The following is an 11,602-nucleotide window of genomic DNA, read 5'->3' on the forward strand; positions in this document are numbered from 1 at the left end:
AACTAAAACATGATCGGAAATAAACCTTTTTCACGCCCAGCACTTGACGAATTAAAAGACAAATTACTGGATAGTTATAACGGAGTAAGAGCCGAACCAGTTGATACAACTTTAAACGGTTTTCATATTGAGAAAACAGAAAATAAAAGCATTGGATTTTCGGTAGTCAATAATGATAATTCGGGCAATGCAGCGCAAGCTAACATTATGGTTAAAGGAAGTGGAAAACTCTATTCCAATTATGTTGGATTAAGTTATTACAACAACAATTATTATGTAGCTGCTTTTAGAAATAGCGGTTTATTGTTTTCTGATAAAACCTTGAATTTAGCAACATGGTATAACAATCCTATTGTTTTTAGAACAGGTGCTACCTTTTCAGGAACAACACCAAAATTTACCATTCATGGCAACGGACAACTTCAATTGGGCGTTCAACCGACATTAAATAATGCAGTTACTAAACTTTTAGCCATTGATGAACTTGGAAACATTGTAACTGTCGATAAACCTTAAAAAAAATAGATATGCAGCTTTCAGAATTACTCAATTACATACTTGGTGGAACAAACCTTGCAACAATTATTTTAGGATGGAGAACCCGCAAAACAGATGCAGTGGATAAGATGGCTGATGTCTATAAAAAAATGTCGGAACAAACAGAAAAACGATTGAACGAAATGCAAAAAACATTAGACGAATACCGTACAGAATTAAACCAGTATATCAATCAATGTTCTAAATGTTCCAATAACAAACTAAGAAAATGAAACTACTAAAAACACTCTTAGCAATGCTATTGCTCTTGTTTGTTTCTTGCGCTGTCAAGCACAAAGAAAAGCAATATGAAAAAGAAACAGTACAACTAAAAAGCACTACCCATTCTAAAAGCACAGCTTTAAAAGAAACACTTGCAACAAAAGCAATTGCTACTAAAAAAGAAGTGGAGTTTGAAGTGTCAAATATAAGCTATCAAGGCAATAAAGGCGATTCGTTAGTTATTACAGAAACCAATTTGAATACTGGAGTAACAACCAAGAAAACGTATCAAGGTTCGGGAACATTCACCCAAACCAAAACAAAAGGAAGTACTTCAGAAAACATAAAATCGACAACAAGAAATCAAACTTCACAAAACAAAGCAGCAGAAAATCAAAACCATTTGGATGCTAAAATACAACGATCCAAATCTAAAAAGTTAGTGGATAAACAAACCTTTTTTAACTGGTGGTTACTATTGCTTTTAGTAGTAATTGCAATTGCTTGGTATTTGAACAAAGAATTCAATTGGGTTTTCAAATTGTACAGTCAAATTAAGAAAGTTGCAAGTCTAATTTTTAAATAATTGAACCCATGAAAAAAAGTACCTGGTACATCATCGGAACAACAACATTATTATTTCTAATTATGGGAACAAAAAAAGCATTCGCAAAAATAACAGCCAATCAAAACCTAAGAACCTGCGATTCGCATGGGTGCGGTTCTTTTGGAGCAAGTAGAGGCAACAGAAAACATAATGGTATTGATATTATAACAGTACCAGGAGAAAAAATCATGAGTCCAATTTCGGGAACAGTAACGCGCTATCCTTATCCGTATGGGAACGATTTAAGTTATACAGGCATTGAAATTGTAAATTCAGAATACAAAATAAAAATGTTCTATTTAAAACCAATTGCACCAATAGGAAGCAGTGTATTTGCAGGTAAAATAATTGGTGTTTCTCAAAATATAGCTGCTAAATACAGTGCAGCAATGACCAATCATGTGCATTTAGAAGTGTATAAAAAGCAAGGAACTAACTGGATTTTAATCGATCCTACAAACTTATTTTAATATGAAACCAATCCTAAAAAAAGCAATATTAATTTCAGGTGTTTCTTTTGCAATAGTAGGTGTTTTAGCCTACAACAAAGTGCAGAAACTAAAACGTGTTTTTGAGAAACTAGAAATTAAACCCGTAAGCGTTCGAAATCTAAAAGTATCATTTACAGCCATCACTTTTACAACCGATATTCTATTTGTTAATCCAACCTCAGAAGAATTTTCTGTGAGTGGTTATGTGGCTTCTTTAAAGCGATTGAACTTCTTTTATTCAGGGAAATATATAGCAACCATTCGCCCAGTAATAAATGAAATCGAAATTCCAGCCAATAACAAATTACTGTTTAAAAACTTACCTGTAGAATTGCCTTCAGGAGAAATTTTAGGTTCAATAATGGAACTTACCTCATTCGATATTAACAAGCTAAGTATTGAAGCTTTTATTGATGTTGCAGGTTCAGAATATAGTATAAAAGGATAATATGAGTAAATCGATAGCACAATTTAACGCACTTAACGGAGTTGTTGCAACACGAGAAGACTTGTTGCAAATTATTAAACTCGCAAAAAACGAAGAACAAAAACACCTTGTTCGAAAACTAGAAAATATCTTAATCACGCATTCCGACAATGAATTTGAAATAGAATTAAAAGAAAACGCTTTTGAAGTTGTACCCAAAAGTTGGTTGTCAGGCATTGAGTTTGACGATGCTGTAGACGAAGATTTTACAGGGTTGAATAAGGCAGTTTCTCCTTCAGATATTTATCAAATGATTTCAGATAGAATGGTCAAGATGATAAAAGAAGCGAGCGGGAGTGGTTATCAAAAGAAATGGAAAAGAACGGAAGACCAGTATTTAATACCGTTTAATTTTGATACTAAAAAACGATATAGAGGTGTAAACTCTTTGTTGCTTACTGAGTTTGGAAGTTTACCTAACCCTTACTTTATGACATTTAAGCAGATTGAAAAACATAACGGATTTTTAAAGAAAGGTTCTAAAGGTTATCCAGTAATTTATTTCACTAAGTTGTATAAAGTTGATGACAAAAAGAATGACTATACTTTTGGTTCTTATGATAAAAAGAAAGTGATTGATTATGCAAAAAAGAAAGGTATTGATATTGCTAACATTTATTATCTACCAATACTTAAATATTACAATGTTTTCAACGGTCAGGATATAACTGGGATTGATTTTGATTTGAAGAATTTTAAGATTGGTTATTTAGCTCCTGAAATGAAAATTGATAAAACGAAGGAAGTAGAGCGATTAATAATTGCAGATGAAATTATCAATAATTATCCTTCTCCAGCTCCAAAGTATATTGAAAAAGGGAATGATGCTTTTTTTGATCCTAATAGAGATTCGGTAACAATGCCACCAATTCAATCTTTTGAAACCTTACAGGATTATTATAGAACAAAGTTTCATGAATACGCACATAGTACAGGACACTTTAAAAGATTGAATAGAGATTTTTCAGGTAAGTTTGGTTCTAAACCCTATGCTTTTGAAGAATTGGTAGCAGAATGGGGCGCTACTTTTTTAAGTGCTGAAGCAGGTATTATTTGGCATAATAATACAAACCATGCTGAATATTTAAAGAACTGGAATAACGCTTTAACGTATATTAAAGAGGATACAAAATTTGTTATGCGAGCTTGTACAAAAGCGCAAGAGCTAACCGATTTTATATTGCAATTTGATGAGTCGAGTACGCCTAAGTATTTAAAGAACGTTGTTCAGAAAAGCGAAAAACCAACTGAAGAAAAAGAGCCTTTAACTAAGAAAAAGCCAAAAAAGAAAACCGTTAAAAAGCCAGTTGGAGCCAAAGAAGAACCAACCAAAGAAGAAATAAAAGAAGCATCAGTAAAGCCTGTAAAAGTCGATAAAAATGGACAATACGGATTGTTTGGTGCAAAAAAGAAACCCAAAGCAAAACTTTCAGGAGTTCCCATTATTGAAGAACAAGAAGCAGAAAATCCCGTTGCAACAAACAAATTAATGCAAATGCAATTTGATTCCTTACCTATCAATGAAGAGTGGCAGGAACTCATGCAGCACCCAGCAGCTAATTTGAAAATTGCGATTTGGGGAAAACCAAAAAATGGTAAAACTTCGGCATCCTTACAAATGGCAAATTATTTCACCAACTTCGGGAATGTGCTTTATAATTTCGCAGACCAGGGCTTTAATAAATCAACACAAGATTTATGGATTAACTCAGGGTTAGCAGACAATTCAAATGCCTTTCCTGATGATTCCGATACCATAGAAGCACTTGAAAAAGAAATTGCAACTGGGAAATATAAGTTCGTTTTTATAGACATGATTTCCGATTACATACGATTAGAAAAAATTAAGCCGGAAGACTTCAAAAAACGATTCATTAAAAAATACCCTAGTGTATCCTTCATTTTAATTTTTGAAGTTACCAAAAGTGGCAACTTCAAAGGGGATCAAGGTTGGACACATTTAGTCGATGCAATAATGACCGTTGAAGATTTCTTAATTGAAAACAGAGGTCGCTATGGAATGGGGGAGCGTGTCGTTTGGGAAGAGGGCTTTAAAAAGGTCAACCCTAAGAAATATCAAGAATACTTAGAAAGCAAAACAACCGATACAACGGAAGTAATAGAAGAAGAACAAACTGAAAATATACCTGGTCCCGTAACTAACGTTCCAGAATTTTCATTTCAAATACAATAAATCAATCATCAATCAAAAAACGTAATCAATTATGAGTACAAAACGAGTAAGTAAGAAAGAAGCATTAACCTCATGCGGAACAAAACTAAAGAAAGGCTACAAATATGTAAAAGGTGGAGCTGTGGTTAAAGTAACCGCCAAGAAGAAAGCCAAATCGAAGAAAAAGTAAATTTTCTTAATGCTAAAAAAACCGTTGCAATTTTTGTTGCAACGGTTTTTTTGTGGTTTTATGTTTAAAGATAACGGATGTTTATATCGAGCTTAACCCATCTTTTTGCGAACCGCCGAGTACGTGAACTGTACGCTTGGTGGTGTGATGCGCACTCTGTCAGTTATTTGCGGAGCTGTCTACTAGATTGTGGGTAGTTGTTTTACTTTTCCCAGCTTATTCTATAATAAAATCCAATTTCAGGATTTAATAGATGATATTCGTAACTTTTAGTATTGCGATCAAAAGGTATTTCACGTATCTTATCAAAAGTAGCAGATACATCAGAGTCAATTTTTCTTTTTTCTAAATTAGCATTCTGACAAAATTCGGGCGATTTGTTTTTTAAAATAATTCTGTAATGGATAATGTCAATTTCACTTACTACTCTTGTTTCAACATGAGACAAAGAAACCTTATCAACATCGTCTAATTCAGCTTTAAAATGAAGTACAAGGTTTTGATTAAAGTATACTGGTTTTTTAAACTTTAATAAGGCACGGTCATATTTTAATGGATTTTGTTCGTCAACAATGTTTATTACGTTTTGTAGATTTGAGGTTACAACAGGCATGTGAGTACCAGTCCATTTAAAATGGTATTCCATTTCAGTTAATACTGGTTTTTTTACTTGTATTAGCTTATAAGTTTCATAAAATATTTTATTCCCGTCTATATTTTCATATTTAATGAAAGTAGACCTATTCGCATGGTCAGTTTGTTTGGTGTTTAGTACCTTATAAAGATTATATACTAAATATGAAGTAAAAATAAATAACATTAAGCAAAAGAAAGATAATGCTATTATAATTGAAAAATTATCATTTGCAATCAATACTAAAAGGCCTAGTATTGACGCTAATGAACCAAAAAAAGCAAATTTACCTGAAAATAAAGAGCTTAAATTATTGAATAAGTTTTTTTTACTCATTTAAAATATAATTTATATAAAACTACATTTTTTGCTATGTTATGCATCTCCTCCCATAATATTATTATTATAAATTACTAATTATACAAATGTACAATAATTTTTATTTTCTAGTATAATATTAAGTTAAATTTTTAATATGAGTTTCGGATTTACAATTAGCAACAACGTTTTGCGATGTTGCATTAGTGGCTTGTAATTCAAGGCTGACTATAACAAATATAGAAAAAATTTCGATTCGTAGAGGTTTTTCTGAAGGGAAAAATAAGCCGAACTATTGATTAAAACAGTTATGCAATAAGCACCATTGTTGGAAGCAGTATTTTATTCACCTTCAGCCGTATAAATCATAACATTTTTAACAAATGTGTCTTTAATAATTTTGTTTAATTCTCTCATATTTTCAAATTGCTCAACTTTAATCTGATTACAAATAATATTATGAATCTCTTTCGGTAATTCTGTAGAATAACCTCTATTAAATTTTTTAATAATGTCTGTAACTCGGAATTCAACAAACTTCTTTTTATCTTTTACACTCAATAAAGTGAAGAATCCTTTGTAATCGAACCTAGACCTTAATTCAGGTGATATTCTCTTAGGAAAATCTTCTTTACTTATGTTTGAAGTAAAAATTATAATAAATCCATTTAAGTCAATATCTTCTGATAGAGAGCTTCTCATTTTTCCGTTTTCCAATACGTCTAGAAAATAATTAAATAAAGTTGCATTAGATTTTTCAAACTCATCAATTAATATCAATCCAGTATCTGAATCATTTACCCTAATGAATAATTCTCCTGTATCACTCCCAATATAACCTCTTGGACTTCCAATTAATGAGTTCAATGAATTGTCACTACTATAGTTACCAAAATTTACTTTAGCTAGTTTTTCTTTTCCTTTTAATGATTTATGTATTGCTCTTGCAACCTCTGTTTTTCCAACACCTGAATCTCCCATTAGGAATATGGAAAGAACTTTATGTTCTCCTAACTTATTGAAAACACGAAAATTTCTAATTAATTCTTCAAAATCTGCTTTAAACTTATCATGTCCATAAATCTTTTCCGCAAATGACTTTGTGAAATCTGAAATTTCATCGTTGCTTAAATCTATTATTTTTTTGTGTTCTAATTTCTTAAGTTTTCCAGAAATTTCCTGATCATCGATTACTTCAAATTCATCAACAATATCAAGTTCTTTAAATTCTTCAAAGCAAAACCTAAGTTCATATTCAAATAGCTTTTTGAAATTATTATCTGCTATAAATTTCGTTTTTTGTGGAAAGAGAGGAAATACAGATTCAGAATTATATTGAATACCATTTATGTGTGCTAAAGAACTTATGTCTATTATTTGATAGTACTCATTTATTTCTGAAGCATTATCAAAATTACGTAAGCTATCTGTAATTGAAATTATTTTTATTCCTTCTTTAGCTTTTAGTCGTTTATAAAAATCAAAGTAATTTTTATTATAAAATAATAGTTTATCAATCATTTTACTCTGGAAGTGTTACGTTTTGAACTATTGCTAATAAATCTATATAATGAAAAACTTTATTTTCTTGATTTGAACTAAAGAATAAATTACTTGGATTTTCTGTTTTTGTTGTGTATTGGCTATCTTGAATTTCTTGATTGTCATTTTTTTGAATACTATTTAGATTTTGCAAATTTCCAACTTCTTGGAAGAATTCAAAAGAATTTTTTAAAGAATCAACTTTAATTTTTCCTTTATATAGACCAACAACCGAAACTTTGCCAATAAATAAATCGTCAACGCTATAAGAACTTTCAAATTCACTTTCAAAAGTATGTGGGATTTTAACTAATAACTCTTCTTCTGAATCATCAATTGTTCCTCTTATTTTGTAAGCATAATCTTTAAACATCGAATTAAAAAGGTTGTTTATGTCAAAACCATCAGCTCCAGGAATATTCATTCCTTTAAAAGTGCCACTCGCAAATAGCTTTACTGTTCTTAATTCTGCTTCATTCTCTAGAGAAAGATTAACGTTATCTATTTTAATCAATTTTCCTTCTTTCAATTGAGAAAAGTCAGTAACAGTTTGGCTTTTTTCAATAATCTCATTTAGAATGATTGATTTAGTAGTTTTTATTTCGAATGTTTCAAGTACTTTCTGAGAGTCCGATTTGATGTTTTTACTTCCTGCTTCAATTCCAGTATTGAAAAAGGTTAAAAAATTAGCACCTAATTTTACTCGATAATCAATATCTTTCACTTTAGTCTGGTCTGTTTGTTCCTCTCTACTTAATGCAATAACGTTACCGAGCATCATTTTAATCTCATAAACTTTCGGGAAGTTGATGTAGTATATGTTGAATATCATTTAATTCTGTTTTTCTATTACTGATTTTTTTTGCATTACACACAACTTGTTTATATGTATGACTGAATCATACAAAGTCATCCAAAATTGGTTAGATATGTATGACAATCGTCATACTTTTTTCAAATTTAAACTTTCCTTTTCAAACTTGCAATACGTATAAATACGTATTTTTAACTGTTTTTTGTACGTATTTATACGTAGAGAAGGATTATTTCTGTAAAAAAGTGTTTTTTACTTTCATTGTGTTGGTAAAATTAAGGAGAAAGTAAATAGCTTTTTTACGGTTTTTAGTAATGGAGTGAAAAAAAATAACTTTTTTTATATTTTATCAAGAAGTTCACTGTAGTCATCAGGCAAAACAGCATCAATATCTCTAAGGTATTTATCAAGTGCTGTCATTGTAGAATGTCCGGTAATAAGCATCAATTTGCTTTTTGCTTCAAATGGAGTTGAATCTTTTGCTAACTCGTTATATAGCTTAGTAATATAAGTATGCCTGAAGGAATAGAGACCGTAATCTTTTCCGAGCCCTAGGGGTTTCTTTACAACATCATTAAAACGTTTAGAAAAATAATCTCTTTTGTTTGTTTCTTTAGTGTCCCAAGTATCTCCAATTTTATTAGGAGTAAATAAAAAATAATTTTGATCCAGGTCTTTTAAGTCAGGTAGTCTTTTAATAAGGATTTCAGGAATTATTTTTACTTTATCAATTTTGTTTTTAGCTTTCACGAAAAGCTTTTGTTCTTCAATATTGATGTCTTTTAGTCTTAAGCGTACTACTTCTACAGGTCTAAGGAAGTTAAAAGAAATAAATTGAACAAAAAGTTTTAAAATAGGATCTTCATTGAGTTTCTCAAATATTTCAGCTTCTTGTTTTTTAGAGTAGGTTTTGTTTCTTTCTGGAGTTGCTTTAAGAACGTTTATTTTACTTATGAAATTTATTGTTACAATTTCATTATCTTCTAATGTTTTGTAAAGCATTGATAAGCAAATTCTCGTGTTGTTTCTATTTCTAGGAGAACTTTCTTCAAGGACATGATTTAGATATACAATGATTATCTTTTTTGTAATAAAATCGATAGTACTGTTTTCGTTGAGTCCTGTGTTTTCAAACAGCCATTTTTTAAATCGAGTAACCCTGCTTTTAAAGTCGGAGAAACTTTTTTCGGCCAATACTGATTTTTTTATCTCAAGTACTAAATCGAAAGATTCTTTTATGGTGTGTTTGTTTTTATTTTCGAGAATGTCAGAGTAGGGGTTAAATCCGTTTTTAAGGATCTTCTCTATTGCTATACAAAGATTTTTTGCGGCTTCTTTTCGTTCTCTTAAGGTATTGTATTTATTTATACCAACATAAACAGGAGTTTGTCTTTCGAGTTTATTTGTAATAGGGTTTCTGAAGGAGTAATAGATATACCAGCGTTTATTTAAATCGCCTTTAGCATTGTAAATTTTTGGTTCTGTGTAGTCTTTCAAAATTTTAAAATCGTATGCATTTTTGTATGCATTTTGTAAAATCTCTTTAGTGATAGACATAAAAAAGCGGTTTTAAATTGCTTTAAAACCGCATAAAATTTATTTTTTTTGCCTTTGCTTAGTAGCGGGAACAGGACTCGAACCTGTGACCTTTGGGTTATGAGCCCAACGAGCTGCCTACTGCTCTATCCCGCGATATACTTGCGTTTCAATAAATAACTTAGTAGCGGGAACAGGACTCGAACCTGTGACCTTTGGGTTATGAGCCCAACGAGCTGCCTACTGCTCTATCCCGCGATGTGCGTTTTGTATTCTCAATAAATAACTTAGTAGCGGGAACAGGACTCGAACCTGTGACCTTCGGGTTATGAGCCCGACGAGCTGCCTACTGCTCTATCCCGCGATGTGTGTTTTGTATTTTCAATAAATAACTTAGTAGCGGGAACAGGACTCGAACCTGTGACCTTTGGGTTATGAGCCCAACGAGCTGCCTACTGCTCTATCCCGCGATTTGTGAGTGCAAAGATATAACGATTATATTGAAAAGCAAGACTTTTTTAAGGTAAAATTTAAATTTCTTCTATTCGTCTGATATGACTACCTTTGTACAATAAAATTTAACATATGGAACATAAAGCGGGATTTGTAAATATCATAGGAAATCCTAATGTGGGTAAGTCAACCTTGATGAATGCATTAGTAGGAGAGCGATTGTCTATTATTACGAGTAAAGCGCAAACGACTCGTCATAGAATCTTAGGAATTGTAAATGGAGATGATTTCCAAATGGTGTTATCAGATACTCCAGGAATTATAAAACCAGCATATGAGTTGCAAAGCTCGATGATGGGGTTTGTAAAAAATGCTTTTGAAGATGCAGACGTTTTAATTTATATGGTAGAAATAGGAGAGAAGGAGTTAAAAGATGAAGCTTTCTTTAATAAAATTATCCATTCTAAAATTCCTGTTCTATTATTATTGAATAAAATAGATAAATCAAACCAAGAAGAATTAGAAGAACAAGTAGCTTTGTGGACGGAAAAAGTGCCAAATGCAGAGATTTTTCCAATTTCAGCATTAGAAAATTTTAATGTGCAAATGGTTTTTGATAGAATTATAGAATTATTACCTGTCTCACCACCTTTCTATCCAAAAGATGCTTTAACAGATAAGCCTGAAAGATTTTTCGTAAATGAAACTATTCGCGAGAAAATCCTTTTAAACTATGAAAAAGAAATCCCTTATGCGGTAGAGATTGAAACAGAAGAATTTTTCGAAGATGAAAAAATAATACGAATTAGAGCAGTTATCATGGTAGAACGTGAAACGCAAAAAGGTATTATTATTGGACATAAAGGAGGTGCTTTAAAACGTGTAGGTATTCAGGCACGTGAAGATTTAGAAAAATTCTTTGGTAAGCAAATTTTTCTAGAAACCTATGTAAAGGTGAATAAAGACTGGAGAAGTAGTGCGTTTCAATTACGCAGATTTGGGTATAACCAAAAATAAAAATTACGTAGTAATTACTTTCTTCATTAATTCATCTAGTTTTTCCATTTGTGGAATTCCTCTTTTTCTGTTGTAACGTGCGAAAAAATAAAGTGCAAACCAAAAAATAACCATAGCCGTCATTATTGTTACGTCTAAAAATATTTTTTGGTTTAATTTCCATTTTGAATAAGCAATTATTGAGAAAATGATAAAAATTCCAGCAATAATAAAATGTAAAAACATAAAGAAAGTCCATAAGACGGGATCAGGGCCATACAAACCATTAATAGCTGTGTTCCCGTCTTCCATTTCTTCCATTTCAATATGTAAATGAGGAGAATATTTCTCTCTTTTTAAAACATCTATGGTAAACCAAATGTGATTATCATGCATTTTTATTTTGTAATCGGGCTCAACCGTAGCTTTTAAATCTTCAAATTCTTTTTTAATTGTTGCAGTAGATTTGTTACAAACGCTATAAAAACGTAATCTAAGTTTAAGATTTTCACTCATGGAATTTGGGATTTTTGGTACACTAAATTACAAAATATTTTTTAAATTAACATTCTTTGTAGGTTTTTTATAGGTTTGATTAATAA

Annotated in this window: 13 protein-coding genes and 4 tRNA genes; 8 read left to right on the plus strand and 9 right to left on the minus strand. The window is 31.1% G+C overall.

The window, feature by feature from the left end:
• Positions 1 to 9: 9 nt before the first annotated feature.
• From L2Z92_RS10755 to L2Z92_RS10785, 7 genes are read left to right on the plus strand one after another with little or no spacing between them, the layout of a single operon-like run.
• Entirely contained in the window at positions 10 to 516 is a 507-nt protein-coding gene (locus L2Z92_RS10755) for a hypothetical protein (RefSeq protein WP_236452890.1), read from the plus strand.
• Positions 517 to 527: 11 nt separating this feature from the next.
• Positions 528 to 770 carry a hypothetical protein gene (locus L2Z92_RS10760; RefSeq protein ID WP_236452893.1) on the plus strand — a complete coding sequence of 81 codons (243 nt, stop codon included), beginning with the start codon at positions 528 to 530 and terminating at the stop codon, positions 768 to 770.
• Positions 767 to 1,345, plus strand: coding sequence for a hypothetical protein (locus tag L2Z92_RS10765; RefSeq protein ID WP_236452894.1), 579 nt, complete (start codon positions 767 to 769; stop codon positions 1,343 to 1,345). The genes L2Z92_RS10760 and L2Z92_RS10765 overlap by 4 nt, the downstream gene beginning before the upstream one ends.
• A gap of 8 nt (positions 1,346 to 1,353) precedes the next feature.
• Positions 1,354 to 1,836 carry a peptidoglycan DD-metalloendopeptidase family protein gene (locus L2Z92_RS10770; protein WP_236452895.1) on the plus strand — a complete coding sequence of 161 codons (483 nt, stop codon included), beginning with the start codon at positions 1,354 to 1,356 and terminating at the stop codon, positions 1,834 to 1,836.
• A 1-nt stretch (position 1,837) separates the two neighbouring features.
• The gene (locus tag L2Z92_RS10775; RefSeq protein WP_236452896.1) at positions 1,838 to 2,305 is read left to right on the plus strand and encodes a hypothetical protein; all 468 of its coding nucleotides are present in this window, start codon (positions 1,838 to 1,840) and stop codon (positions 2,303 to 2,305) included.
• Position 2,306: 1 nt separating this feature from the next.
• Positions 2,307 to 4,538 carry an ArdC family protein gene (locus tag L2Z92_RS10780; protein ID WP_236452897.1) on the plus strand — a complete coding sequence of 744 codons (2,232 nt, stop codon included), beginning with the start codon at positions 2,307 to 2,309 and terminating at the stop codon, positions 4,536 to 4,538.
• Positions 4,539 to 4,569: 31 nt separating this feature from the next.
• Positions 4,570 to 4,707, plus strand: coding sequence for a hypothetical protein (locus L2Z92_RS10785; RefSeq protein WP_236452898.1), 138 nt, complete (start codon positions 4,570 to 4,572; stop codon positions 4,705 to 4,707).
• Positions 4,708 to 4,909: 202 nt separating this feature from the next.
• On the opposite strand, the gene L2Z92_RS10790 is transcribed toward L2Z92_RS10785, so the two are convergent.
• The 8 genes from L2Z92_RS10790 to L2Z92_RS10825 form a co-directional block, all read right to left on the minus strand.
• Positions 4,910 to 5,677: a hypothetical protein gene (locus L2Z92_RS10790; RefSeq protein ID WP_236452899.1), complete on the minus strand. Its 768-nt coding sequence runs from the start codon at positions 5,675 to 5,677 to the stop codon at positions 4,910 to 4,912.
• 324 nt (positions 5,678 to 6,001) lie between these two features.
• Positions 6,002 to 7,180, minus strand: a complete 1,179-nt coding sequence (locus L2Z92_RS10795) for an AAA family ATPase (RefSeq protein WP_236452900.1) — start codon at positions 7,178 to 7,180, stop codon at positions 6,002 to 6,004.
• Between the two features lies 1 nt (position 7,181).
• Positions 7,182 to 8,033 (minus strand): hypothetical protein, encoded by an 852-nt coding sequence (locus L2Z92_RS10800; RefSeq protein ID WP_236452901.1) that lies wholly within the window; start codon positions 8,031 to 8,033, stop codon positions 7,182 to 7,184.
• Between the two features lie 321 nt (positions 8,034 to 8,354).
• Positions 8,355 to 9,572: a tyrosine-type recombinase/integrase gene (locus L2Z92_RS10805; protein ID WP_236452902.1), complete on the minus strand. Its 1,218-nt coding sequence runs from the start codon at positions 9,570 to 9,572 to the stop codon at positions 8,355 to 8,357.
• A 62-nt stretch (positions 9,573 to 9,634) separates the two neighbouring features.
• Positions 9,635 to 9,707, minus strand: a tRNA-Met gene (locus tag L2Z92_RS10810).
• A 29-nt stretch (positions 9,708 to 9,736) separates the two neighbouring features.
• A tRNA-Met gene (locus tag L2Z92_RS10815) sits at positions 9,737 to 9,809 on the minus strand.
• Between the two features lie 33 nt (positions 9,810 to 9,842).
• Positions 9,843 to 9,915: transfer RNA gene (locus L2Z92_RS10820), tRNA-Met, on the minus strand.
• Between the two features lie 33 nt (positions 9,916 to 9,948).
• Positions 9,949 to 10,021, minus strand: a tRNA-Met gene (locus L2Z92_RS10825).
• A gap of 115 nt (positions 10,022 to 10,136) precedes the next feature.
• Between L2Z92_RS10825 and era the strand changes: the two genes are divergently transcribed.
• Entirely contained in the window at positions 10,137 to 11,021 is an 885-nt protein-coding gene (gene era / locus L2Z92_RS10830; protein WP_236452903.1) for a GTPase Era, read from the plus strand.
• Between the two features lie 3 nt (positions 11,022 to 11,024).
• On the opposite strand, the gene L2Z92_RS10835 is transcribed toward era, so the two are convergent.
• A complete protein-coding gene (locus L2Z92_RS10835; protein ID WP_236452904.1) occupies positions 11,025 to 11,516 on the minus strand; it encodes a hypothetical protein in 492 nt (163 codons plus the stop codon).
• Between the last annotated feature and the right edge of the window lie 86 nt (positions 11,517 to 11,602).

The sequence above is a fragment of the Flavobacterium jumunjinense genome (assembly GCF_021650975.2).
GTDB classification, from domain to species: domain Bacteria; phylum Bacteroidota; class Bacteroidia; order Flavobacteriales; family Flavobacteriaceae; genus Flavobacterium; species Flavobacterium jumunjinense.